The 23,969-nt window shown below is 72.0% G+C and carries 22 protein-coding genes; 8 read left to right on the forward strand and 14 right to left on the reverse strand.

What is annotated here, in order from left to right; all coding sequences use genetic code 11:
• Positions 1-3: 3 nt before the first annotated feature.
• The 4 genes from fsxC to CRYAR_RS02665 form a co-directional block, all read right to left on the reverse strand.
• Positions 4-1,236 carry an FxsC protein gene (gene fsxC, locus CRYAR_RS02650; protein ID WP_169744985.1) on the reverse strand — a complete coding sequence of 411 codons (1,233 nt, stop codon included), beginning with the start codon at positions 1,234-1,236 and terminating at the stop codon, positions 4-6.
• Positions 1,237-1,479: 243 nt separating this feature from the next.
• Positions 1,480-2,652: an FxsB family cyclophane-forming radical SAM/SPASM peptide maturase gene (locus CRYAR_RS02655; protein WP_035848216.1), complete on the reverse strand. Its 1,173-nt coding sequence runs from the start codon at positions 2,650-2,652 to the stop codon at positions 1,480-1,482.
• Between the two features lie 384 nt (positions 2,653-3,036).
• Positions 3,037-4,536, reverse strand: coding sequence for an aminotransferase-like domain-containing protein (locus CRYAR_RS02660; RefSeq protein ID WP_035848217.1), 1,500 nt, complete (start codon positions 4,534-4,536; stop codon positions 3,037-3,039).
• A 224-nt stretch (positions 4,537-4,760) separates the two neighbouring features.
• On the reverse strand, positions 4,761-6,422 hold the full coding sequence (locus tag CRYAR_RS02665; RefSeq protein ID WP_035848220.1) for a DNA repair helicase XPB: 1,662 nt from the start codon (positions 6,420-6,422) through the stop codon (positions 4,761-4,763).
• A gap of 233 nt (positions 6,423-6,655) precedes the next feature.
• Here CRYAR_RS02665 and CRYAR_RS42570 point away from each other — a divergent pair, with 233 nt between their 5' ends.
• Entirely contained in the window at positions 6,656-7,402 is a 747-nt protein-coding gene (locus CRYAR_RS42570; protein ID WP_051569640.1) for a hypothetical protein, read from the forward strand.
• Here the strand turns inward: CRYAR_RS42570 and CRYAR_RS02675 are convergent.
• Positions 7,399-9,762 (reverse strand): helicase-associated domain-containing protein, encoded by a 2,364-nt coding sequence (locus tag CRYAR_RS02675; RefSeq protein WP_035848223.1) that lies wholly within the window; start codon positions 9,760-9,762, stop codon positions 7,399-7,401. The two genes, CRYAR_RS42570 and CRYAR_RS02675, sit on opposite strands and share 4 nt — an antisense overlap.
• A gap of 88 nt (positions 9,763-9,850) precedes the next feature.
• Between CRYAR_RS02675 and yidD the strand changes: the two genes are divergently transcribed.
• Both yidD and CRYAR_RS02685 read left to right on the forward strand, forming a co-directional pair.
• On the forward strand, positions 9,851-10,315 hold the full coding sequence (yidD, locus tag CRYAR_RS44880; protein WP_211247235.1) for a membrane protein insertion efficiency factor YidD: 465 nt from the start codon (positions 9,851-9,853) through the stop codon (positions 10,313-10,315).
• Positions 10,316-10,378: 63 nt separating this feature from the next.
• Positions 10,379-10,564 (forward strand): hypothetical protein, encoded by a 186-nt coding sequence (locus tag CRYAR_RS02685; RefSeq protein WP_035848225.1) that lies wholly within the window; start codon positions 10,379-10,381, stop codon positions 10,562-10,564.
• Positions 10,565-10,570: 6 nt separating this feature from the next.
• Here the strand turns inward: CRYAR_RS02685 and CRYAR_RS02690 are convergent, their stop codons facing one another.
• Both CRYAR_RS02690 and CRYAR_RS46725 read right to left on the reverse strand, forming a co-directional pair.
• Positions 10,571-10,846: a hypothetical protein gene (locus tag CRYAR_RS02690; RefSeq protein ID WP_051569641.1), complete on the reverse strand. Its 276-nt coding sequence runs from the start codon at positions 10,844-10,846 to the stop codon at positions 10,571-10,573.
• Positions 10,843-11,034, reverse strand: a complete 192-nt coding sequence (locus tag CRYAR_RS46725; protein ID WP_157017282.1) for a hypothetical protein — start codon at positions 11,032-11,034, stop codon at positions 10,843-10,845. The genes CRYAR_RS02690 and CRYAR_RS46725 overlap by 4 nt, the downstream gene beginning before the upstream one ends.
• Before the next feature lie 403 nt (positions 11,035-11,437).
• On the opposite strand from CRYAR_RS46725, the gene CRYAR_RS02700 reads away from it, so the two are divergent.
• The gene (locus tag CRYAR_RS02700) at positions 11,438-12,052 is read left to right on the forward strand and encodes an HAD family hydrolase (RefSeq protein ID WP_211247236.1); all 615 of its coding nucleotides are present in this window, start codon (positions 11,438-11,440) and stop codon (positions 12,050-12,052) included.
• Here the strand turns inward: CRYAR_RS02700 and CRYAR_RS02705 are convergent.
• Positions 12,039-12,305, reverse strand: coding sequence for a hypothetical protein (locus CRYAR_RS02705; protein WP_157017284.1), 267 nt, complete (start codon positions 12,303-12,305; stop codon positions 12,039-12,041). The genes CRYAR_RS02700 and CRYAR_RS02705 overlap by 14 nt on opposite strands.
• A 157-nt stretch (positions 12,306-12,462) precedes the next feature.
• Between CRYAR_RS02705 and CRYAR_RS02710 the strand changes: the two genes are divergently transcribed.
• The gene (locus CRYAR_RS02710) at positions 12,463-12,849 is read left to right on the forward strand and encodes a cold-shock protein (protein WP_035848236.1); all 387 of its coding nucleotides are present in this window, start codon (positions 12,463-12,465) and stop codon (positions 12,847-12,849) included.
• Positions 12,850-12,869: 20 nt separating this feature from the next.
• Here the strand turns inward: CRYAR_RS02710 and CRYAR_RS02715 are convergent, their stop codons facing one another.
• Genes CRYAR_RS02715 through CRYAR_RS02735 form a run of 5 tightly spaced genes read right to left on the reverse strand, consistent with a single transcriptional unit; the run spans position 12,870 to position 18,123 of the window.
• Positions 12,870-14,861 (reverse strand): hypothetical protein, encoded by a 1,992-nt coding sequence (locus CRYAR_RS02715; RefSeq protein WP_035848238.1) that lies wholly within the window; start codon positions 14,859-14,861, stop codon positions 12,870-12,872.
• A gap of 51 nt (positions 14,862-14,912) precedes the next feature.
• A complete protein-coding gene (locus tag CRYAR_RS02720) occupies positions 14,913-15,743 on the reverse strand; it encodes a 1,4-dihydroxy-6-naphtoate synthase (RefSeq protein ID WP_035848240.1) in 831 nt (276 codons plus the stop codon).
• A 23-nt stretch (positions 15,744-15,766) separates the two neighbouring features.
• A complete protein-coding gene (gene mqnB, locus CRYAR_RS02725) occupies positions 15,767-16,369 on the reverse strand; it encodes a futalosine hydrolase (protein ID WP_051569643.1) in 603 nt (200 codons plus the stop codon).
• Positions 16,369-16,836 (reverse strand): hypothetical protein, encoded by a 468-nt coding sequence (locus tag CRYAR_RS42575; protein ID WP_051569644.1) that lies wholly within the window; start codon positions 16,834-16,836, stop codon positions 16,369-16,371. Before CRYAR_RS42575 ends, mqnB begins: the two co-directional genes overlap by 1 nt.
• Positions 16,837-16,857: 21 nt before the next feature.
• Positions 16,858-18,123: an MFS transporter gene (locus CRYAR_RS02735; RefSeq protein WP_051569645.1), complete on the reverse strand. Its 1,266-nt coding sequence runs from the start codon at positions 18,121-18,123 to the stop codon at positions 16,858-16,860.
• 278 nt (positions 18,124-18,401) lie between these two features.
• On the opposite strand from CRYAR_RS02735, the gene CRYAR_RS02740 reads away from it, so the two are divergent.
• Genes CRYAR_RS02740 through CRYAR_RS02750 form a run of 3 tightly spaced genes read left to right on the forward strand, consistent with a single transcriptional unit; the run spans position 18,402 to position 23,535 of the window.
• A complete protein-coding gene (locus CRYAR_RS02740; RefSeq protein ID WP_342673825.1) occupies positions 18,402-19,247 on the forward strand; it encodes a DUF3027 domain-containing protein in 846 nt (281 codons plus the stop codon).
• Positions 19,247-22,219 (forward strand): sacsin N-terminal ATP-binding-like domain-containing protein, encoded by a 2,973-nt coding sequence (locus CRYAR_RS02745; protein WP_051569646.1) that lies wholly within the window; start codon positions 19,247-19,249, stop codon positions 22,217-22,219. The genes CRYAR_RS02740 and CRYAR_RS02745 overlap by 1 nt, the downstream gene beginning before the upstream one ends.
• Positions 22,216-23,535 (forward strand): TolB family protein, encoded by a 1,320-nt coding sequence (locus CRYAR_RS02750; RefSeq protein WP_035848247.1) that lies wholly within the window; start codon positions 22,216-22,218, stop codon positions 23,533-23,535. Before CRYAR_RS02745 ends, CRYAR_RS02750 begins: the two co-directional genes overlap by 4 nt.
• Here CRYAR_RS02750 and CRYAR_RS02755 read toward each other — a convergent pair.
• Positions 23,532-23,852: a type II toxin-antitoxin system VapB family antitoxin gene (locus CRYAR_RS02755; RefSeq protein WP_035848250.1), complete on the reverse strand. Its 321-nt coding sequence runs from the start codon at positions 23,850-23,852 to the stop codon at positions 23,532-23,534. The genes CRYAR_RS02750 and CRYAR_RS02755 overlap by 4 nt on opposite strands.
• Positions 23,853-23,969 lie beyond the last annotated feature (117 nt).

Raw genomic sequence — 23,969 nt, forward strand, 5'->3', positions numbered from 1 at the left:
TTGCTATCGGCGCTCCATATCGTCGTCGACGGGGCGCCGGAGCCGCGGGCGCCAGGGATGGTCCGGGGTCGTGATCCAACTGGCGCGCTCGCGGGCCGCGACCGGACCGCTGTCGACGTCGGCCGGCAACCGACGGCGTCGTAGTAGTGCGTTCTGTGCGCCGACCACGGCCTCCGCGAGTCCCGCGTCCAGCTGTTGCGGAGTCGGCACGGCGAAACGATCGACGCGCCCGGCGGCGGCCCGGCGACGGAGCGACAGGTGCTCGGTGATACCGGCCAGCAGTTCGGCTTCGTGGCGCGAGGTCTCGACGTCCGTGGGGTTCACGACCAGTAGGCACGCCGCGACCGTCGAGTTCCGGAGGTCCTGCTGCCCGAGCCAGGTCAGCAGCTGCCGGTAGACGTCGATCCGCGAAACCCAGGGATCGACGACGACGAGCACGATCCGGTTGGTCTCCGCCGCGGCCCGGACCTGTTCGACGATTCCTTCGTCGAACGGGAACGCGACGACGTCGCCGATGTCGAGGTCGTAGATGCTGCGGTACGCCAACGCCAACGCGGTCGTCTCGACCCCGGGTAGGAACGGCTGCCAGCCGGCGGAGTCGGCTCCGTAGTACTGCCGGTCACGGCGCTGCGGCGGCTGTTCCTCCGCGGCCCCCGCCGCGACGACCAGGCCGACCCGGGTGGCGCCGGAGGCCCGGCCCGGCTTTTTCGGAGCCGAGGGCAGCAACTCCGGTGACGCGGCGGCGACCCACCGCGGAGTGAATTGGGCGGCGCTGTCCGGCGACATCGCCGGCACCAGCCGGTCGGGCGCGGCGGCCGTGACGATCTGGTCCACCAGCCCTCGGACGAGGCCGGGGTAAGGCTCCTGACCGCCGCTGTGCCGGATGGTGTCGCCGAGCGCAGAACCGAGATCCATCCGGACGACGGTCTGCTCGACTTCGGCCGGGACGGGGTCTATCGGGGCCCAGCGCAAGCCAAGCAGGGCGCTCCGCTTGTTGCCGGTGATCTGCTCATTCGTGAGTTGACGCTGCCAGAAGATCGACCATTCGCCGCACGCGTGCGGGCTGCGGAGGAACTCCGGCGTGTAGATGGCGATCAGCACGGGAGTGGCGAATACTTCCGGTGTGATCGTGGTGTCGGCTTCGGCAGGCACGCGTCGAGGGCCGCTCAGGACACCGACCGGCCCGTTGCGGGCGGCCAGACGGAGCCCGACCGCGTCCACCAAGTCTGCGAACAAGCGCCGGATGTAGTGGCCGTCGGTGCCCGTCGCCGCATGTGTCACGACGAAATATGGGCCCACCGGTACCACTTCCCCCCTGAGGCTGATTACCGGGAATTCGAAAGCGCCCGACGACGCGTGGCCTGACCATAACGCTGCGCACGCTACTGAGGACATCAGGGAGGCGAGGCGAATCGCCGATGTAGCCGGACGGCATAGCAACATTGCCGACCGAACGGGGGGCATGCGTACGGCGCCGAGTCAGTCACGGGACCCCCGGTGGGAGCCGGGCGCATCGCGGCCGAGGGGGAGCGAGGCCAGGGCGCGCTCGGCCCGGCCCTGCACGTGCTCGGCAAGTTTTGCGAGGCCATCGCAGTACACGGAGGGATTGGCGAAGCCGCTTCCCGAGCGATAGCGGTGTGCGGCCATGCCACCGCCGCAGAGGCGATAGACGGGGCACGCCAGGCACGTGTCGCAAGGAGGAACGCCACCGTCGGACGAAGCAAAGAATCGGTGTTCAGCCGCCTGTTCGAACGAATTGGAAAAAATGTCGAGTCCGGTGCTGCAAGCGCCCTCGTAGGCGATTTTGAATGAATCGGTGCGTTCGATCGTTCCGTCGGTTTCGACCACGATGGCGGGTGGCCGGGCCGGACCGAACAATTCGCTGTAGCCAACACCACCGAGCGCCAGTTCGAGCAGAGATGCGAACAGGCGGATCTCGACCTTCAGCCGAGGCTCGTCGAACCAGCGGTCGAATATCGGGATCAGGAACTCGGCGTACGCCGTCGAGCCTTCCTTCGGAGGTGCGTCCCAGGTCGCATGGGGGAGGAGAAAGTCGATCGTGGGAGGTTCGAGTTCGAGGAGCGACTCATAAACTTCGACCGGGTCGTTGCGCACGTCGATGACGGCCAGGATGCCGCCGTAGAGCGATCGGAACGGGGTGCTCCGCAATAACTCGGCGGCTCGCGTGGAGCCATCGAATGAGCTGGTTCCGGCCCGGGTCCGGCGGTGGCGACCGTGTGCCTCGGATCCACCGTCCATGCTCAGTCCGACGCTGATCTCGTGTCGAAGTAGTAACGACAGGACCGTCGAATCGAGAAGTAAGCCATTGGTCTGCACGGTCATCCGGGCGCGGCGACCCAGCGGTGCGAGCGCCTCGGTCAGGCTGGTTGCGAGGAAGTCGAGCCGGTCCGTGCCGATGAGCAAGGGCTCGCCACCATGGAGTACCACGTGTGGCCGGACATCAGGTCGATCGACCAGGTACTCACGCAGACGCCGGCCGAAGATCTCCATCGTCTGCCGCGGCATAACCGCTGGACGGTATTGCCAACTTTGATCCGGCCCGTTGTATACGTAGCAGTAATCGCAAGCGAGGTTGCATCGACTGTGGACCTTCAGGATGAACTGGCTGAGCGTACCGGCCGCCTCCGCCATTCAACTGCGCTCCGGCTGCGCGGCGACGACCGAGTTGAACGCCGAGTAACCCTCGTCCGGAGACTGTTCCATTGTCCGGAGCAACGCCGCGGTGAATGCAGTCCGTGGAAGTCGTGCCGCCAGGTCACCCAGAAGCGCCTTGCGCTCTGCGGGCGTCAGCTCCCGGATTGCTGCAGGAGTCAGCTCCGGAAAAGGTGCGTCTCCCATGCAAGTAGCACCGCCCGTTTCCCCACCCCACTGGCCCTACGCCCACCCCGAGCGCCGTATAGCGCAGCCTACCGGCCATTCTCCAACGTGGAACCGTTTTGCCGTTCAGCTCCGATGGAGTTGTGTTCCCGATCAATTACTCGTGGGGTTGCCGAGGCCAATGAGGCGAAAGTGACATCAGACCACTGGGCGGAGGTTCGGTTCCCAGGGTCCGTGGCGCTCGAGTTCGGCCCAGGCGGCGGCGAAGCGGCGGACGACCTCGGTCAGGAACTCCGACGGGAAGCAGTACGGCAGCCGCAGGAACGAGTCGTGGCCGCCGGAGATGTCCATCGAGCGCCCCGGGATCGCCTCGACGCCGTGGCGCAGCGCCACCTGGCTGAACACCGCCGCGTCCACGCCTGGTAGCTCCACCCAGAGCGACGGCCCGCCGAGCGGTGTGCGCCAGCGCCACTGGGGCAGGTGCTCGGCGAGCAGCGCCTCGATCGTCGCCAGCTGTTCCTGCCGTTCCGGCACGCGTCGCTCCACCAGCGACGAGAGCCCGGGCACGATCCGCGCGGCCACCAACTGGTCGATGATCGGAGACCCGAGGTCGGCCAGTGCCTTCCGGCGGGCGAGTCGGCTGATCACGTCGGCGGAGGCGCGGGCCCAGCCGACGCGCAGGCCGCCCCAGACCGACTTCGACAGCGATCCCATCTGGATCAGCGTGACCGGCCGGTCCCCGGCCGCGGCGGCGAACGACGGGAGCGGCGGGGGCACGTCGTGCCCGAGGCTGACGCCGGAGAGCGTGTCGTCCGCGACCACGACGACGTCGTGCTGGGCCGCGAGCTCGACGATCCGGCGGCGCCGGGCGGCGGAGAGCAGCGCGCCGGTCGGGTTGTGGAACGTCGGCATCAGGTAGACGAGGTCGATCGGCGACTCGGCCAGCACCTTCGCCAACGCCTCCGGCCGGACGCCGTCCTGGTCGATCGGCACCGGCACCAGCGTGGCTCCGGCCGCGCGGAACACGTCGTAGCAGGCCGGCCAGCCCGGAGCCTCGACCGCCACCCGCGAGCCGGGCCGCAGGTACAGCTGGGCGACCAGGTCGATCGCCTGGTGCGCACCGGTGGTCACCAGGATCTCGTTCGGCTTCGACGGAAGGCCGAGGTCGGTGAGGTACCCGGTGATCGCCTCCCGGAGGCGCGCGAGGCCGTGCGGCTGGTACCCGGGGTCGAGCATGGCCTCGGCCAGGTCGAGGTGGAGCACCTCCTCCAGCGCGGTGGGCACCACGACGTCGGCCATTCCGGCGGCGGACGCGAGCGAGAGCACGCTGCCCGGGCCGTCGATCAGGCGCTGGAACAGCTGCGCGGAGTGGCCACCGGGAACCCGACCGTCGCCGATCCGGCCGGACCGGGCCGTGCGGGCGATCCGGGTGCCGCTGCCGCGCCGGCTCTCCACCGCGCCTTCGCCGCGCAACTGGTCGTAGGCGGCCACGACGGTGGCCCGGCTGACCGCCAGCACGGCGGCGAGCCGACGTTCCGCGGGCAGGACGCTTCCGGCGGGGAGCGCGCCCTCCTCGATCCCGCGCCGGATCGCGGCCGCCAGCTGCTGGTAGAGCGGACCGCTTCCGACGGACCAATCGCTCAGGACGTGCAGCAAGCGGTCGTCGCCGGGAGAACTCCGGTCCACCTCAGCGGTCATTGGCCATGTCCATTCCCTCGAAGTGGCCCCATCATTTCATGTATTGGACCGGTCCAACAACGGAGGTAGTCATGATGCTGGCAATTTTGGTCTTCGCCGTGGTGATCGCCCTGCTCGCGCAGCGCTTCGGCGTCGACAGCCGCGACGGAATGGACTGGCGCCCCTACGAAGAGGCGTCGCAGCGAAGGTGAAGGTCGGGGTGCCGGCCCGTGGCCGGCACCCCGTCAGCCCACGTCGGGCAGGGGCGGACCGATCACGTCGTCGGCGTCGACGATCGTGTACGCGTACCCCTGCTCGGCGAGGAAGCGCTGCCGGTGGGCGGCGTAGTCCGCGTCCAGGCTGTCGCGGCTGACCACCGTGTAGAAGTGGGCCTGCCGTCCGTCGGCCTTCGGGCGCAGCACCCGGCCCAGCCGCTGGGCCTCCTCCTGGCGCGACCCGAACGTGCCGGAGATCTGGATCGCGACCGTGGCCTCCGGGAGGTCGATCGAGAAGTTCGCGACCTTCGACACCACGAGCGTGTTGATCTCACCCTGCCGGAACGCGTCGAACAGGCGCTCGCGCTCCTTGTTCGTGGTCTTGCCCTCGATCACCGGCGCTTCGAGTTCGGCCGAGATCTCGTCCAGCTGGTCGAGGTACGCGCCGATCACCAGCACCTGGTCGCCCTGGTGCTTCTCCACCAGCTTGCGGATGACCGGCATCTTTGTCCGCGCGGTGGCGCAGACCCGGTAGCGCTCCTCCGGCTCGGCGACCGCGTACGTCATGCGCTCGGCGTCGGTCATCGTGACCCGGACCTCGACGCACTCGGCCGGCGCGATCCAACCCTGCGCCTCGATGTCCTTCCAGGGCGCGTCGTAGCGCTTCGGCCCGATCAGCGAGAAGACGTCACCCTCCCGGCCGTCCTCGCGCACCAGCGTGGCCGTCAGCCCCAGCCGGCGGCGCGACTGCAGGTCCGCGGTGAGGCGGAAGATCGGCGCGGGCAGCAGGTGCACCTCGTCGTAGACGATCAGGCCCCAGTCGCGGGCGCCGAACAGCTCCAGGTGGCGGTACTCGCCGTTCTTGCGCGAGGTCATCACCTGGTACGTGGCGATCGTGACCGGGCGGATCTCCTTGCGCTCCCCGGAGTACTCGCCGATCTCGTCCTCGGTGAGCGAGGTGCGCGCGACCAGCTCGCGCTTCCACTGCCGCCCAGCGACGGTGTTCGTCACCAGGATCAGCGTGGTGGCCTTCGCCTCGGCCATCGCGGCCGCGCCGACGAGCGTCTTGCCGGCCCCGCAGGGCAGCACGACGACGCCGGAGCCACCGGCCCAGAAGTTGTCGACCGCTTCCTGCTGGTAGGACCGCAGCGTCCAGCCGTCCTCGGCGAGGTCGATCGGGTGGGCCTCACCGTCGACGTAGCCGGCCAGGTCCTCAGCGGGCCAGCCGACCTTCAGCAGCACCTGCTTGAGGCGCCCGCGCTCGGACGGGTGCACGGCGACGGTGTCGTCGTCGAACTTCTCCCCGAGCATCGGGGAGACCTTCTTGTTCCGGGTGATCTCCACCAGCACGGCGCGGTCCAGCGCGTGCAGCACCAGGCCGTGCACCGGCGAGTTCAGCAGCTGCAGGCGGCCGTAGCGGTCCATCGTGTCGGCGACGTCGACGAGTAGCGCGTGCGGCACCGGGTAGCGCGAGAAGCGCACGAGCGCGTCGACGACCGACTCGGCGTCGTGGCCGGCCGCGCGGGCGTTCCACAGCCCCAGCGGGGTCAGCCGATAGGTGTGGACGTGCTCGGGCGCCCGCTCGAGTTCGGCGAACGGCGCGATCGCCATCCGACACGCTGACGCATCCGGATGGTCGGTCTCGAGCAGTAGTGTTTTGTCCGACTGGACGATGAGCGGTCCGTTAGGCACGCATCAAGTGTCCCTCCTGTTCGCCGCACCCGCAGGTAGCCGGTCGGGCCGACCGGACTGGCCTCTCTGGAGGGATGAATCACGGGTTCAACCGCTCTGTGTTACCAGGCTCCTACGCAGAGCGTCGTGCGAACTCTCACAAACGTGATCTGACCAGCGAAGATACGTGTGCGACAGAACCGAATGCGTTGGGGACTCGGCATTTGGTGTGACGCACGCGTAACCTTCTGCTCGTGCCTGGACGACATTCATCCTCAGCGGAGACCACGGAACTCATCTACGTCGCTGAGGAAGCGCCACGCGGCAAGCACACGCGCAACCGGGGGCGTCGCCGCCGGGAGAACGCGGCCGGACGGGCCGCGAAGGTCGCGTTCGCCGGGGTCGCCGCGGCCGCGGTCGCGGGCAGCATCTCCTACGGCGCGGTCTCCATGGTCACCCGCACGTCCGACGCCGGTAGCCCGTCGGCGCTGGCCGCACCGGCCCGCGCCGGGGACGACCGGGCGTCCCGTTCCGGCGGCAACTGCGCCCGCACCGGCCCCGGCCAGGCCCGGGTCGAGCAGTACCTGTCCGGCCAGACGGCCCGCTTCGGCCCGATCACGATGGACGCGTCGCAGGACGCGAGCGACTGCGCCGCGATCAAGAAATTCCAGGCCGCGGTCGGCCTGACCACCGTCACCGGCTTCGCCGACGAGGCCACCGCGCAGATCGCGGACCGGCTCTACCAGTCCACGGCGGCCGCGTGCGGCGCCGACGTCGACGCGACGACCGTGTGCGTCGACCTCTCGCACCAGACGCTGTGGGTCATGAAGAGCGGGTCGGTGGTCTTCGCCCCGGTCGTCGTCCGCGCCCAGGACGCCGCCGCCGGTGAATCGACGATCACCGCGGACTTCCAGCAGCAGTTCCACGTCAACCTGCTCGACGACGATGCGCGGAAGGTCGCCGACCTGGCCCCCGCCGGCGCCACCGTCCACGTCTTCTAGTCCGGCGTACGGATCGCGCTCACCACGCGGTGCAACGCGAACGTGTGTTCCGTCTCCGTGCGGTCGTCTTCGGCGCGTAGATAACCCGCCCCGACCGAGACCGGTCGGACGATGCGTGCGGTGACGCCGCCGTGGGCGTCGACGTAACTGAGCCAGACCCGCGCCCGGTCGCGCGCCGCCTGCTGCAGGATGCTCAGCGCCGCCCCGGGGTCGGCCTCTCCGGGCTGGGTGAGCACCGGAGCCCGCCGCGCCGCCCGCGCGGCCTCGTCGCCGCGCCGGACCGCCGCCGCCGCGCCGGCCAGGTAGTCCTGGTCGAGCGAGATCTCGTTCGCACCGCGCGGAGCACCGCGGGGCGGGCGGGCCGGAGCCCGGCGCGCCTCGGGCCAGCCCAGGACGAGCCCACCGCTGGCGTCCTCGGCCGCCGGTACGTAGCCGCAGGCGCGCAGCGTCTCGATCACCCGGTTGACCGCGGTCGAGCTCACCAGCACGGTGTCGGCGATCCGGCGCAGACCCAGGTCGGCGCAGCGCCGGTCGGCCAGCACGGTGGCGAGCAGCGTGGGGTCGTCGCTGCGGAGATACGCGGACGCCGCGCCGACCCGCAGCCCGCCGTGGCGCCGGGCCATGTCGTCGATCAGATACGTGAGGGACTGGGGAACCGGCGTCCGCGACCGGGCGCTGAAGAACGACTGGAGGTCGCTGCCGGAGCGCCCGGCGTCCAGTGCCCTCCGGACGCTCTCCGGCGTCACCCGGTAGACCGTCGCGCCGCCGGCGGACTCGACGTCGGCGACGAGCGCCATTTCGGCCGAGAGCGCGGGCTCCAGCGGCCCGGGCGCCACCACCGTGAGGTCGGCCTGCACCAGCACGTGGTCGACCGGATCGGGCAGCAGACCGGCCAGCGCCGGAATCGGGTCCCCGCCGGTGACCAGGGCTTTCCCGAACGTGGTGAGCGTCGTCTGGGCCAGCACGCCGAGCGTCGTCGCCTCGCCGAGTTGTTCGCTGACGACCTCGTCGCGGCGCCGTCCGCCGCGCCGCGGTGCCCGCCAGTCGAGGACGCCGACGATGTCGGCCTCGCTGAGCGGGCCCGGGTACTCGACCAGCACGTGCAGCGTCTGCGAGCGCAGTGTCGGGGCCGCCGATCGGGTGACCTCGGCCGACAGCGCGGCGACCGCCCGGTCCCGCTCGTCGCGGGTGCCGACGAGCGCAGGCATCCGCGCCATCGACGACCAGGCGCCGGCCAGCTGGGCCCAGCGGCGTTCGGCCGGGGTGGCCTGCCAGACGTCGAACGAGGACGTCGGCAGCCAGGTCGGGTCGGCGTCGGAGGTGCGCGCGAGCAGCCCGGCCTCATGGGCGATCTCGAGCAGCAGCGCGGCGGTCGGCTCGTCGACCCCGGCGGCCCGGGCCAGCCGGCGCAGCTCACGGACGCCGAGCCCACCCGCTTTGAGGACGGGCGGCGGGTCGTCGGCGCACGCGTCGAGCAGCGACGCGGTCTGCCGGAGCACCTCGAGTGCCTGCCCGGCGCCGGCCCCGTCGATCCGGTCCTTCGCCACCGGAGTGGCCGCGGCCGGAGCGGGCTCGACCGGGTGCACCGGGCCGAGCGGCGCGTCCCCGCGGAGGGCCAGCCCGACCTCGCGGGGCAGCTCGACGGTCGAGGCGTCCAGCGGCACCAGCAGCCCGTGGACGAGCAGCCAGCGGCCGGGGGTGTCGGCGTCGTTCGGATCGGTCGGCCGCCGGACGTCGCGGAGCGCGCCCACCGGGTTGCCCCCGCCGGCCAGGCGCTCCAGCAGCGCGATCGCTTCGGGCGGGCAGGCGTCGAGCAGTGCGGTCAGCCGCACCGGATCGCCGAACGCGTCGCTGATCAGCGCGGTGGCCTCCGGTTGCGGCACCGACGGCAGGTGCAGCGCCGCGAGCACCGGGGTGAGGTCGTCGGTGCGCTCGTCCTGGATCAGCGCCGCGATCGGACGCCCGAGCCCCGCGGTGTAGCGGGACGCGACCTCGTCGAGCATCGACGGCAGCCGCAGCGTGGTCTCGCCGTCCGGCCAGGCCAGCCCGAGCGTGACCAGGTGGTCGAGCACCCGCCGGACCGAGAAGTCGGGGGCGCTGCGCAGGAGGTCCATGGCCTCTTTGCGGTCGGCGCGGTGGTTGGGGCCGGCCACCAGGCGCAGGGCGTCGAGCACCTCGAGGTGGAACCGGTCGAGGTGATCGAGCGCGCGGGCCACCGACATCCGGGAGTGCGCACGTTGCGCCAATACGGAGAAGTCGGACGGTACCGGCACGGCCAGATCCGGGCGCGCGGCGAACAGCCGTTCCAGCTGTTCGTCGGTAAGCGCGCGGTAGTGATCTGCCAGGCTCGCCGTACTCACCGAATAGACGCTAACCGGTTTCCGGCGCCAACGGTCCGCATGCCGACACGGACGGGCCTCACCTGCCGGTTTATGTCACTCTGCGGCCGTGGCGAAGAGTGAAGCCGGTTGGGTGTTGTTGGCGGGGTGGCGGCGCTGGCGCGAGAGACGTCGGCGCCACAAGCGGCATCACCACGGACGACGGGCGAACGCGCTCGACGGATGCAACTGCGACGGCTGCGACAGCTGTGATGGCTGCGACGGTTGCGACTGCAACTTCAACCTGTTCAGCCTGGGGACGCTTCTCCTGCTGGTGCCGTTCCTGCGCGCGACCCCTGACCTGCGGCCCCGGACGACCGCGGCCGGTCGGGGCGGAGTGGTGCTCATCCGCGGCTACCAGCGCCTGCTCAGCAAGCACCTGCCGACGCAGTGCCGGTACACCCCGTCGTGCAGCGAGTACGGCGCCCAGGCCGTGCGACGGTACGGCCTGCTCAACGGATCGCGATTGATCGCCACCCGGATCAAGCGGTGCACGAGGGGAGTCCCGCTGGGTACCCCCGACCCGCTCCGGTGAGAAACTTGTAAGTGGTCAGCTGATGGGTCATCGTGTGCTCGTCAGCGTAAGCGAGGAGGAACGATGGCGTCCGAGGCCAAGCACACCAGCAAGAACACGTCTGTGAAGGACGGGCACTTGGCGGTCAGCGAGTTCCTCGGCGAGCACCAGGGGCCGTCCAGCCCGTTCGGGGACATCCCGCTGCCCCTGCCCGCCGACCGCATCGACTACGTGCACCCGGACAGCGGCGACGGCGCCACCCACCACTGAATTCGGCTACCGCCCCAGCGACCTCTCGACGTTCTGCCAGATCGGGCACGGCCACTGGACGCGTGCCCACGTGCCCGAGCACTCCGGGCACCACGGGGAGCCGTCGCGCGGCTCGTGGAGCCGCAGGAACTCGGTGAGCGCGAGCGAGAGGTCGGCGAGGTCGTCACGCGCGTACGCGAGCAGCGTGAGGTCGTCGGCCTCGCGTGCGCGCGTCCGCGCCTCCCGTAGACGCTGCCAGACCGAGTAGTGGCGGCTGAGTCGCTCGGCGTCCTGCCCGATCACGGGTGCCTCCTGGGCGTTTCGCTGGTCGCGGGTCGGGCTCCTCCGCAGCGGCGGTTCTTCGTCGCGCTGCTGCGGCGGCCGGGGTACGGACGGTGGGCGGCGGTGCTGGTGCGCTCGGATTCCGCGCTGAAGGAGCCGCTCTCGTCCCAGAAATAGACGGTGGCGTACTCCAGATAGTCGTTGCTCATCGGTCCTCCTGCACGGGTCCCAAGCCGGGAGTTGCAAGAGAACTGTGACCCACGATCCGGCCGGATGTGATTACCGGTCGGATTTTCGCGATACCTGTGGGTATCCGGTGCCGATCTCACCTGAGCGCAGTGGTCAGGTCGTGACCACACATGAGACCTATGCTACATTTCGTAGCAAATGCCCGTTTCTTGGGTAGGGTCCCGGTCTTCGCCCAGCTCAGGACGGTCGTTCCGGCTCCTCGGGTAGCGGCAGACAAGTGGGTCGTGGCTACTCGGGACGGCGGCGTCGCCTGGTCCGCAACGTGGCGGACCTCGGAGGGGCGTGCGGCGTCGCAGAGGAGGCGCGGCAGGCGGGCGCAGCTGACCGCCTCCCTGCCGCGCCTCCGACGATACGTTGGGAAACGTGGCACTCCCTGCGCCGGTGATCGGCTTCGACCTCGACATGACCCTGATCGACAGTCGCCCGGGTATCGGCGCGGTGTACGAGGCGCTGTCCGCCGAGACGGGGGTGCACGTCGACACCGCGCTCGTCACGTCGCGGCTGGGGCCACCGCTGCCGGTCGAGCTCGCGAACTGGTTCCCCGCGGACCAGGTGCCGGCGATGGTCGACCGCTACCGGGCGCTCTACCCCGCGCTGGCCGTCACGCCGACGATCGCGCTCCCCGGCGCCCTGGACGCGCTGCGCGCGGTGCACGCGCTCGGCGGCAGCACGGTCGTCGTCACGAGCAAGTTCGCGCCGAACGCGCAGCTGCACGTCGAGCACCTCGGGCTTCCGGTCGACGACATCGTCGGGAACGTGTACGCGGCCGGCAAGGGCCCCGCGCTGGCCGAGCGGGGAGCCGTCGTCTACGTCGGGGACCACACCGCGGACATCGCCGCGGCCAGGGCCGGGGGAGCGGTGGCCGTGGCGGTCGCGTCCGGCCCGTTCGATGCCGACGCCCTGCGCGCGGGCGGCGCGGACGTGGTGCTCGAGAGCCTCACCGAGTTCCCGGACTGGCTGAAAGCTAGTCGCGGGTAGCGCGCAGGGCCTCGCGGGCGGCGCGGTTGTTGGCCCGGGCCTGGCGGGTGATGCCCACGAGCACGAGCACGAAGCCGAGCGGGCCGAGCATCGTGCCGACCGCGGCGAGCGCCGGCTGCGCCGAGGAACCGGCGAAAAAGGGCAGAAAAACGATGCCGACGAACACCAGACCGGCGACGAAGCAGGCGGCCCCCACGCGCAGGAACCAGCGCCCGGGCCGCCGCGAGAGCGCGGAAATATCGGTACTCGCCACGCGTACAGCGTACGAGCCGAAACCGCTCCCGAACGGCACCGGGTGACCGGTCCAACTCCGTTGGTTGTGCAGGGCTCGGGTCGCTAGCCTTATCCCGGGGGCAGGCGGCGCACCGCGGCCCCCGTTTATCGCCACGAGACGAAAACGGGGTCAGGACGTGCCGACCGGCAAGGTGAAGTGGTTCGACCCGGAGCGTGGCTTCGGATTCCTGGCCCGGGACGAGGGCGGCGACGTGTTCGTCCACAAGGGTGCGTTACCCCAGGGCGTCACCGAGCTGAAGCCCGGTACCCGGGTGGAGTTCGGCGTCGCGGCCGGTCGCAAGGGCGATCAGGCGCTGTCCGTGCGCGTCGTCGACCCGCTGCCCTCGCTGGTGTCGCAGACCCGGCGCCCGGCCGACGAACTGCACGGCATGGTCGAAGACATGATCAAGGTGCTCGAAGCCCGAGTGCAGCCCGATCTGCGCCGCGGCCGCTACCCCGACCGCAAGGCGTCCCGCAAGATCGCCGAACTCGTCCACGCGGTAGCCCGCGAACTAGAAGTCTGAGGGCGGCCCGCGCGAAGCGCTCAGCGCTTTTTGCCGCCCGGCGGGGGCGGTAGTGCCGGCGGCGTCGGGATCTGGGCAGCGGGGAGCACGACCACCTCGATCTTCAGGTCCGGGCGCCGTTTCGCGAGCGCGCGCAGGCCGGTGACCAGGTCGTCCCGGGAGACGACGAACCGCACCGGCCGCGGGCTCACCTCGGCGACGTGCTCGAGCGTCGCCATCTCCTTCGAGCCGTTGATGCCGCTGACCGGCCGCGCCGCCTCGCCGCCCTGGCGTCGGAAGCCGGCCAGGTACAGCGACGGCGTGTAGAGCCGGTAGGCGCTGATCACGAGCGTCACCCGGCCGTCGTCGCCGTTCGGGAACCGCCGGTACGCGTTCACCGCCGACTTGCCGTCGTTCGGCCGCCAGAGCTTGTCGCCGTGGAACGCGCGCCCCCGGCTGGTGCCGGCGTCCGGCTCGGTGACCCCACCCCGTTCGGACGTGCGGGTCATCAGCATCCGATCGGGCATCAGCAGCCCGTAGGCGAACGCCGCGACCACCACCGACGCGCCGGCCGGGAGCGCGAAGGCGGCCAGCCGGCGCAGCGCCGCCGCGGCACCGCCCTGCCCGGCCCCCCAGCTGAACGGGTCGCGGGGCAGCAGCAGCGCGATCGCGCCGAACCCGACGAAGCACGCGATGAGCACCCCGTGGATGGCCTTCTCGAAGTAGTACGAGACGCCACCGGTGTTGGCGAGCTGGTAGCCGCCGATCGCGAACACCATCAGCCCGCTCAGCACCACCTGCGCGCTCACCGACCGCCAGATCGGGATCCGCCGCCCGGTGCGGGTGAGCGACCCGAGCAGCACGAGCGCGACGAGCGCGACGACGAGCCGCTGATCGACCTCCGGGATACCGACGTCGGGAATCAGCGCCTGGGTGGGCGAGACGCCCGAGCGCAGCGACAACACCGGCCAGACGAGCACGAGCGGCACGGCCGGTACCGCGATCGCCAGCGGGCCGAGCCGCCACGGCCCCCGCGTCCGGGAGCGGGCGTAGACGAGCGCCCAGACCAGCACCGCGGCCCCGGCGACGGGCAGGAAGAAGTAGTACGTGAAGCTGACGCCGACCAGGCCGGCCGCCAGTAGCAGCATCTGCTCCCGCGCGCCCCGCACCGGCCGTGCCGAGAGCGCGAACACCACCGCCAGCAGCGCCAGCCCGAGCGCCTCGCTCGGGTAACCCCGGTCGAACAGCGAGACCAGGTACCCGCCGCCGGTGCACCCCACCACCACGGCGACCGCGGCGACCAGCCGCCAGCCGCGCAGCGCCGGGCCTGCGACCCAGCGCAACGCCCAGACCAGCGTGAACGCGAGAATGCCGTAGCCGACGAGGTTCCAGGCCAGGTAGTGGTCGAACGCGACGAGCCCGTTCCCGAGATCGGTGGACGACCGCGCGAAGTTGTCCATCAGCGCGCTGACCAGGTGCGAGGACTGCGGGTAGTCGACGACCCCGGGAATCACCTGGCGGGCGACCTCGTCGCGGTGGAACGGCAGGTACCCGCCGACCGACCGGATCGTGTCGAAGATCGTGAAGTGACGGGCCAGGTCCTCGGCCCCGATCATCATCGCCAGCCGCTCGGCGGCCGGCTTGCCCCAGAACGAGGACCAGAGGAACACCGCAGGCGCGACGCCGCCCAGCACCAGCAGCGCGTCGCTCCAGGTGATCTTCAGCGGGAGCCGTGGCACCCGCCGGCTGATCAGCGCGGCGGCGATCAGGCCCAGGAACCCGGCCCGGGCCACCGCGACCGGGTCGAGACCCCACGGCCAGACCGAGAACACCAGCCCGGCCGCGCTGACCAGCCCCAGGAACAGGAACAACGCCAGCGCGACGCGGTCGAGCAGCGTCGTCCCGACGCGCAGCAGCGACGCGATGCCCAGCACGAGCAGGACCGGCAGGACGGCGTCGACCCGCAGTGCGTGGGTGGCCCAGGGCAGAAGCCAGGCGACCGGGATCGCGAGAACCGGTGCTGCTCTCTTCACTGCTACTCCGCGATCGTCGGTCAGGATGCGTAGGCAGGTAACACCGTGTAGCTAAACAGCGGTCAACCGAGGGATGGCCACCGGGGGAACCAATCCGGCCCCGGCGGCTCGACCGAGCAGCGCGTCCACCGCCGCGTAGCCATCGGTACCCAGATCGCGGGTGAACTCGTTCACGTACAGCCCGATGTGCTGGTCGACGACGTCGTCCTCCATCTCCTGCGCGTGTTCGAGCACGTAGCCGCGGCTCGCGCCCGGATCGGCCCACGCGGCCTCCACCGAGGCGCGGACGAGCTTGGCCGCGGCCGCGGGTGTGATGCCGGTGCGGGCCTCGAGGTCCTTGCGGGCCAGGATCGCGCCCAGCGGGATCGGCAGGCCGGTGGTGGACTCCCACCAGTCGCCGAGGTCGGCCGCGGCGTGCAGCCCGTACCGCTGGTAGGTGAACCGGGCCTCGTGGATCACCAGCCCGGCGTCGACCTCGCCGGCCGCGACGGCCGGCATGATCTCGTGGAACGGCCGGACGACGACCCGGGCCGGCGGGCGCTCCGCCGACCAGAACCGGAACAGCAGGTAGGCCGTCGTGCGGTCGCCGGGGACGGCGACGGTCTTGCCCTCGACGGAGTCCGAGCCGGTGGTGAGCACCAGCGGGCCGCAGCCGCGACCGAGCGCCCCGCCGCAGGGCAGCAGCGTGTACTTGTCCAGCAGCCACGGCAGCGCCGCGTAGGACACCTTCACCAGGTCGTACTCGCCGCGCTCGGCGGCGCCGTTCGTCACGTCGACGTCGGCGAAGTCGACGGTGACCGGCGGCGCTCCCGGCACCAGGCCGTGCACCAGCGCGTGGAAGACGAACGTGTCGTTGGGGCAGGGGGAGAACGCCATCCGCATGGCGCCAACGGTAGCCGTCGGCGCTAGGTGAGCGCCGTCACCGCTGTCCGCAGGGCTTCGAACGCAGCCGGGATGTCCCAGGCGCTGCGGTCGCGGCGGCCGATCACGTTGCTCACCGCGCGCACCTCCGCCCAGCGGACACCGGCGGCCCGGGCCGCCCAGGCCACGCCGTACCCCTCCATCGCCTCCGCGACCGCGGACGGGTGCACGGCGGCCAGCTCGTCGCCGCGCCGATCGGTGCCGGTCATCGTCGACAACGTCAGGATCTCGCCGGTGAGCGCGGGGACGCCGGCGGCTCCGAGGGTGTCGGTGACCCAGCGACCGCCGGTCGAGGCCAGCGCGTCGCCGCCGGCCAGGCCCAGCCCGGACAGGTCGAGGAACCCCTCGTCGGTCGCGGCGCCCAGGTCGGCCCAGCGCACCGTGCTGGCGACGACGACCGAGCCGATCGGTGCCCGGCCGCTGAACCCACCGGCGAGTCCGGCCGACACGACCAGGTCGTACTCATTGGCGGCGAGGGCCATGGCGGTGCTCACCGCGGCGGCGACCGGGCCCACCCCGCCGACCAGGCCGGTGACGCCGGCCGCGTCCAGTTCGGCCCGGACCGCGGTGACGACCAGGACGCGCATCAGTCGACGTCGAGCACGAACCGCCAGAGCCCGCGCGCCTTCTCCGCGTTCTCACCCGGGTGCAGCGCGAGCAGTTCGAGCACGTAGGTGCTGCCGCCGGAGGCGTCGGTGGGCACCGTGAAGCGGATCCAGCTGGTGCCCTTGCGGACGAACGACACCGGCGCGAGGTTGCCGTCGGAGCTGGCCAACGCGGCCGTCCAGCCGTCCTCGCCGACCGTGGGGGGCACGTCCACCTGCACGGTGGCGCCCGGCCGGACGTCGATGCGGCCCGCGTTCGACGGACCGGCCTTGCAGTCGTCGCCGGGGGCGGACCCGTTGAACGTGCCGTTCTCGAAGCACCAGGCCGTGGCCTCGCCGCCGGCGGAGTCGCCGCCGCTGGCCACGGTGGCGTAGGGCGCCGGCTTGTCGCAGGCCGCGACGAGTCCGATCGAGGCCGCGGCCAGGGCAAGGGCGAAGGCACGCTTCATGGAAAGCACAGTAACCGGAGGTCAGCGTGCGCCCGACGTCGCCGTCCACTCATTGGCCGGCGCAGTGGCGGGCGCCACCGAGGCCCGGTGCGCGGCCCACGCCCAGGCGCTCACCCGCAACGTCACCGCCGCGACCACGAGCGCCACCAGGAACAGCCCCCACTGCCCGCTCACCGGGATCAGCCCGGCCGCGCCTCCACTCACCCAGGCCAGCTGCTGCATGGTCTCCGAGTGTGCGAACGCGCTGGCCCGGGACTCGTCGGGGAGCCGCTCCTGGATCACCGCGTCCACCGCGAGCTTCGCCAACCCGCTGGCCAACGCGGTGGCGAACGCCAGCAGCACCAGCGCGGGCAGCGAGTAGAACACCGCGGCGACCATCGCGCCGAACGCGACCCCGCCCACCGCGATCGCGTCGAGAAGCAGGGGCCTCCGCAGTTTGAGGCGGGTGCCGATGAGCGTCGCGACGAACGCGCCGCAGGCCAGCGCGGCCACCACCGTGCCCAGCGCGGCCAGCGGCGCGAGCAGCAGGTCGTCGGTGCGGACCCGGAACGCCATGAACAGCGCGAGGAAGCCATACACCGCCCGGAGCGTGCCGCCCGCGGTGATCGCGGCCCATACCGGCAGGTTCCAGAGCCGGAGTGCCTCTTTGTGCGCGAGCAGCGCGAACACCCGGGGGAGCACCTCGGGCTTGTCCGAGTCGACGCCGGCCGGCAAGCGCAGCGAGAGCACCATTCCGACGAGGAACACGACCGTGGCCAGGCGCAGCGACCAGCCGGCCCCGAACTGCGCGAGCGCGGCCCCGATTCCGCCGGCCAGCGCGCCGAAGACCGTTCCGGCCAGCGATCCGCGTGCGTTCGCCTCCACCAGCGTGATGCGTGGTGGCAGCAGCCGGGGTACCGCGGCCGAGCGGGCCACACCGTACGACTTCGACATCACCAGCACGCCGAACGCCGCCGGATAGAGCACCCAGCTGTCGAGTTGGTCGGCGATCGCGTACGCCAGGAATCCGCGGGCCAGCATCGTCGTGGCCAGCGCGTACCGCCGCCCGTGCCGGAACCGGTCGAGTACCGGCCCGACCAGCGGAGCCAGCAGCGCGAACGGCGCCATCGTGACGAGCAGGTAGAGCGCGACCCGCACCCGGGCCTCACCCACCGGGACGCTGAAGAAGATCGTGCCGGCCAGCCCGACCGCGACCAGGGCGTCGCCGGCACACGACAACGCGTGCAGGTCGAACATCCGGTGCAGACCGGTCTCGTCGGCGCCGTCGGCGTTGCGGGCCCTCTTCACACGGGACCACGCGGTCACAAAGGGGCGCCGTGAGCCCTTCCGCGCCTCGCTGTCCGCTACCACGCATCCATCGTTACCCACCCGAGGCCCCTGCAGTCACCTCACTGCAGAGGGTTCATCCGTCCGGACGATCTTTCGGAGATTGAGTTCAAGCGCGAAACTGCACTACACGCCGATACGGCACCGTGGTTCTCGCCTTCCGGGGCGCGTGAGGAAGAATGAGTAATGTGACGACCCGCACGGTGAACCGTCCAGGTGCCGTACCCCCACTGGAGTCTGTGGTGACCGGGAACCCAGAGGCCACTGACCAACCTCGGCCTGCGCGCCGGGCATCTCGTGCTGTCAAACTCGACGCTGTCTGTGCCCAGGCGACCGACTTGGCCCTCGACGCGGCCCGGGAGGTCGGCCACGAGATGGTCGGCGAGCCGGTCGGCGTCAGCGCCGACGGCGAGCGGCTGGTCACCCATCGGTTCGCGGCCCTGCAGCCGGGTTACTCCGGCTGGTACTGGACGGTCACGCTCGCGCGCGCCCCGCGTTCGAAGCACGTGACGATCAGCGAGGTCGCGCTGCTGCCGGGTTCCGACGCTCTGCTCGCGCCGGAGTGGGTGCCGTGGAGCGAGCGGCTGCGCCCGGGTGACCTCGGCGTCGGTGACCTGCTGCCGACCGCGCCCGACGACGACCGGCTGGTGCCGGGGTACGTGCTCTCCGACGACCCCGAGCTCATGGAGGTCGAGTACGAGATCGGCTTCGGCCGCCCGCGGGTGATGGGCCGGCTCGGTCGCGAAGAGACCGCCGAGCGCTGGCACACCAGCCGCTCCGGCCCGGAGAGCGACATCGCGAAAGCCGCTCCGGCCCGCTGCGGCACGTGCGGCTTCTACCTGCAGCTGGCCGGTTCGCTCGGTGCGGTGTTCGGGGCGTGCGGCAACCTGTTTGCGCCCGACGACGGCCGGGTCGTCTCGGCCGACCACGGCTGCGGCGCCCACTCCGAGGCCCTGGTCGAGCCGGCTCCGCCGGTGCCGCCGGCGCCGATGGCGCTCGACGACGATCTCGAGGTCATCCGCACCGTGCACACGCCGGGCTCGGTGGAGGACTCCGCCGACGCGGAGCCGCTCGGGCACGGGTGATGCCGGACCCGTTCGGCCTTTCCGAGCGCCGGGCGGCTGTTCTCGCCTCGTGGGCCGGTGTCGCGACCCGGTTCCGCGAGGACGCGAACGCCGAGGAGGAACTCGTCCGCGGCGGGCTCGGTGGGTACGCCGACCGGCTCGTGGTGGAGCTCGCCCAGAACGCGTCGGACGCCGCGGCGCGGGCCGGGGTGCCGGGTGCGGTGCGCTTCACGTACGCCGACGGCGTCCTGTCGGTCGCCAACACCGGAGCGCCGCTGGACTCGTCCGGCGTGGACGGGCTCACGTCGCTGCGCGCCTCCGCCAAGACCGCCTCGGGCGGAGCCCGACGAACCAGCACGGTGGCCGACGCCGAGCGCCCGGCCGCCGGTCCGCGCACGGTGGGCCGGTTCGGGGTGGGGTTCGCGGCCGTACTGGCGGTGAGCGACGAGCCGTCGGTGCATTCGCGCGACGGGGGCGTCCGGTTCTCGGCCGAGCAGACCCGGGCCGAGGTGGCCGCGCTCGGCGGGGCCGCCGCCGAGGAGCTGGCGCGGCGGGGCGGCGCGGTGCCGGTGCTGCGGCTCGCGTGGCCGGTCGATTCGCCGCCGCCGGCCGGGTTCGAGACCGAGGTCCGGCTGCCGGTGCGGCCGGACGCGGTCGAGCACGTCCGCGCGCTGCTCGCCGACGTCGAGCCGACGCTGCTGTTCGCGTTCCCGGGGCTGACCCGGGTGGAGATCGTGCTCGACGGCGTCGAGCGGGTGATCGAGCGGGTCGGGGCGGCCGAGCACACGGTGTCGCTGGCGTCGGACGGTGCGGTCACGACGTGGCTGGTCGCCACGGCCGACGGCGAGGTTCCGCCGGAGTTGCTGGCCGAGCGTCCGCTCGAGGAGCGGGCCGCGCTGGCCCACTACTCCACGCTCGCGGCCGTTCCGCTCGACCGGGGCGCGTGGGTCGGGGAGACCGTGCTGCACGCGCCGTCGCCTACCGACGAGCCGCTCTCGTTGCCGGTGCACCTGGCCGCGACGTTCCCGCTCGAGGTGTCCCGGCGCCGGGTGGCCCCGGGTGCGCTCACCGACTGGCTGGCCGCTCGGGCCGCCGATACCGTGGTCGCGCTGCTCGTCGCGGCGCCGCCGAGCGTGGAGGCCCTGGCGTTGGTGCCGCGGCCGGGTCTCGGCCGGGCCCCGGTGGACGCCGCGATCTGTTCGCTGGTGTTGTCCGGCCTCCGCGAGACCCCGTTCCTCCCGCTCGAGAACGTCCCGGACGAATCCTCGGTCTCCGGCCTGCCGTGGACCGACGACGACCTCGGTTTACTGGCCGACACCTTCGCCGCGGCCTTCGGCACGGCGCAGCCGCCCGCGGCCGCCGCGAGTACCTCCGACGCGAGTACCTCCGACGCGGGGAGCGCAGGCGGTGCGTCCTGGGAGCGGGTGACGCCCGCGCGTGCCGTCACGCTCGTCCCCGAGCTGGCCGGGTCCGCGAGCGAGTTGGTGGCGGCGCTGGCCGGCGTCGTGCCGGGGTTGCTGCCCGCCGACTGGGCCGGCCGCGCGGCCGCACCGGCGCTCGACGCGCTCGGCGTGCGCCGGCTCGGCGTGGCCGACGTCGTCGAGGCCGTGGCCGGTCTCGACCGCCCGGCGGCCTGGTGGGGCGACCTGTACCACGCCTTGGAGCCGTCGAGCCGCGACCTGGACGCGCTCTCCGCGCTGCCGGTGCCGCTCACCGACGGACGAACCGTCACCGGTGTGCGCGGCACCCTGCTGCCCGGCCCCGACCTGGCCGCGCTGGCCCCCGCCACGCTCGAGCCCCTCGGCCTGCGCGTCGTCCACCCCGACGCGGTCGGCAGCGACCTGCTGATCCGTCTGGGCGCGCGCCCGGCCACCGTCGCCACGATCCTCGCCGACGAGCGCGTCCGGGCCGCCGTCGCCGACTCGATCGAGGCCGACGATCCGGAGCCCCTCGCGAACGCGATCCTCACGCTCGTCACCGCGGCCGGCGTCCGCCCCGGCGAGGAGCCGTGGCTGGCCGAGCTCGCGCTCCCGGCCGACGACGACTGGTACCCGGCCGGCGAACTCGTGGTGCCCGGCTCCGCGCTGGTTCGCGTTCTGGCCGGCATGGACACCGACGACGCCCCGTTCGGCGTCGTCGACGAGGACTTCGCGAACGACGTGCTCGCCGCCCACGGCCCCGACGCCCTGCCCGCGATCGGCTGTCTGACCACGTTCACCGTCCTCGAGGCCGACGACCTCGACCTCGTCGACCTCATGGACCTGGACGCCGACGACGCCGACCTCGACCTCGACGGCCTGGCCGAGTGGGTCGACGCCGCGGTGGACACGATCGACCCGACCGGCACGGTCGGCGCACCGCCCGGCACCCGCGTCGAGCGGTTCCGGGCGATCCGCGACCTCGACCTGGTCGACGCCGACCAGTGGCCGGCCGCGCTCGAACTGCTGGCCTCCGGGCCGCCGCGCGAGGTGCTCGACGCCCCGGCGTACGCGGTCACCCCCGACGGCACCCGGATCGAGATCCAGAGTTACAGCCGCTGGTGGCTCGCGCGCGAACCCGTGCTGGACGGGCGTGCACCGGGTGAGCTCCGCACGCCGGACGCGGTCGATCTGGACGGGCTCTACGACGTCGCCCCGGACGACGTCGACACCGCGTTGCTCCCGCTGCTGGGGTGCCGCACCGGCCTGCTCGACGCGATCGCGGCCGACCCGGGTGACCTGCTGCACCGGTTGGCCGACGCCGATCGCACGGCGGCGCCGTGGATCGTGCCGCTGGTCTACGCGCGGATCGCCGAGGCGCTGGCCGGGGCGCGTGTTCCGGCTCCGGCCCGCGTGCGGGTGGCCCCGGACGCCGTGGCCGACACCGACCAGGTCGCGATCCTCGACCAGCCCTGGCGCGTCGACGCGCTCGACGGCCGGGCACCGATCCTCGGTGGCGACGACCCGGTCTCGGTCGCCGAGCTGCTCGACGTTCCACTGGTGTCGGAGTTGTGAGGTTCTTACGCACGCTGGTGGCGTTGGCCGTCACCGTGTGCGTGGCGCTGCTGGCGGTCGCGATCGCCGGCTACGGCAGCAGCCAGAACATGGACGGCGACGCGAAGGCCCCGGCCGAGGTGTTCGAGCCCTTCGGCTGGCAGGCGAGCGTCCCCAAGTCCGCCCCGGGACCGGCGACGGTTCTGGTCAGCGGCGACGGGTGGGGCCTGCAGGGGCCGGTGTACGACAAGGTCGCGGTCGTCGCCGAGTCGGGCGTCTACCGGGTGCTGCGGTACAAGGTCGACGTCGAAGCGGGCGAGAACGTCCTGCTCTCCCCGGACGGCAGCATGGTCGCCGACGCCGAACCCCACCAGATCGTCGGTCCCTCCGGTTCCCCCACGACCCCGCCGAAGAGCAGCGAACCGGAGGTCTGGGTCACCGACCTCACGACCGGGAGGTCGACCCGGTCGACCGTGCCCGGCAACGGCACCGCGCGCCCGATCGCCTGGTCGCCGGACGGGCGGAAACTGCTCGTCCAGGTGGGGTCGGCGCCGGAGCACGGACCGTGGGTGGGCGGTGACCTGAACCTGCTCGACCTGGAGAGCGGCGACGTCCGCCGCCTGGCCGGCCTCGGCTCCCGGCTCGTGCACCGGGCGCACCTGGCGGCGTTCTCGCCGGACGGGCGGAAGGTCGCGGCCCAGGTCGGGGACGACTTGCAGGTGATCGACCTGGTCAACCGCACCACCCGGACGCTGACGCGGCTCGGTACGGACCGCCGGTTGGCCGGTATCGGCGCGTGGAACCCTGGCGGTGACCGGATCGCGGTGCTGACGCTCTCCGGCTGCACGAGGCTCTGCACACGAGCCGCGCTCGGCGACCGGACCTGGCAGATCGACGAGATCGACGCGAACTCGGGCTCCTCGTCCGGCGGCGGGTTCGACCGGCTCACCGGGTCCGCGGTGCGTGTGCTCGGCCGGACCGACGACGGTGAACTCGCGGTCGTGCGCTACCGCCCCTCCGACGACCTGAGCAGCGACACCAACGGCGTGCTCAGCGTCGACGGCGACGAGGTGGACGAGACCGACTACGCGGCCGTCGAGGACGTCGAACTGCTCGGCCTCGACGCGTCCGGCGACCGTCGGACGCTCATCGACCTCCCGCCCGGTTCGCGCCACGTCGACGTCGCCGCGGACCTGGTGGCCGCGGACCGCTTCGACGGCCGGTCCTCGCGCCCGATGCCGTTCCCGGCGCCGTTCTGGGTCACCGCGCTCGTGATCCTGCTGCTGGTACTGGTGCTCTGGTTCGCGCTGAAGGTCCGGCGCCGGGCCCGGGCCTAAGCCGAGACCGGTGTGTCGGAAGCGGGTTCGTACAGCAGCACGCGGACGTGCATCGTCGTGCGCTGCTGCAGTGCGGCGCGCAGTGCCCGGTGCAGGCCGTCCTCCAGGTAGAGGGCGCCGTCGAACTCGACCACGTGCGGGAACAGATCGCCGTAGAACGTCGAGTCCTCGGCGAGCAACTTGTCCAGCGCCAGTTCGCGCTTGGTCGTCACCAGTTGGTCGAGGCGTACCTGCCGGGGCGGGATCCGCGCCCACTCGCGTAGTGACAGACCGTGCTCGGGGTACGGTTTCCCGTCCCGGACCGCCTTGAAGATCACGGTCCTTACGCTCCTTTCGTCCCCGGCCACTGTCGGTTCAGCCTAGCGAGCAGCGCACGCCCCGGGGTGCCTACCGGGCGCAGGCGACCTCAACCGTCCGGACAGTTCTCGTCGAAT

It is taken from the genome of Cryptosporangium arvum DSM 44712 (genome assembly GCF_000585375.1).
Taxonomy (GTDB): Bacteria; Actinomycetota; Actinomycetes; order Mycobacteriales; family Cryptosporangiaceae; genus Cryptosporangium; species Cryptosporangium arvum.

Bases quoted from the DNA above. Each gene is read 5' to 3' on its own strand.
- CRYAR_RS02720 (WP_035848240.1), bottom strand. From the start codon at position 15,743: ATGCGGATGGCGTTCTCCCCCTGCCCCAACGACACGTTCGTCTTCCAC.
- CRYAR_RS02685 (WP_035848225.1), top strand. From the start codon at position 10,379: ATGGCGTCCGAGGCCAAGCACACCAGCAAGAACACGTCTGTGAAGGAC.
- CRYAR_RS02745 (WP_051569646.1), top strand. From the start codon at position 19,247: ATGCCGGACCCGTTCGGCCTTTCCGAGCGCCGGGCGGCTGTTCTCGCC.
- CRYAR_RS02655 (WP_035848216.1), bottom strand. From the start codon at position 2,652: ATGGCGGAGGCGGCCGGTACGCTCAGCCAGTTCATCCTGAAGGTCCAC.
- CRYAR_RS02660 (WP_035848217.1), bottom strand. From the start codon at position 4,536: ATGACCGCTGAGGTGGACCGGAGTTCTCCCGGCGACGACCGCTTGCTG.
- CRYAR_RS46725 (WP_157017282.1), bottom strand. From the start codon at position 11,034: ATGAGCAACGACTATCTGGAGTACGCCACCGTCTATTTCTGGGACGAG.
- mqnB (WP_051569643.1), bottom strand. From the start codon at position 16,369: ATGCGCGTCCTGGTCGTCACCGCGGTCCGGGCCGAACTGGACGCGGCC.
- CRYAR_RS42575 (WP_051569644.1), bottom strand. From the start codon at position 16,836: ATGAAGCGTGCCTTCGCCCTTGCCCTGGCCGCGGCCTCGATCGGACTC.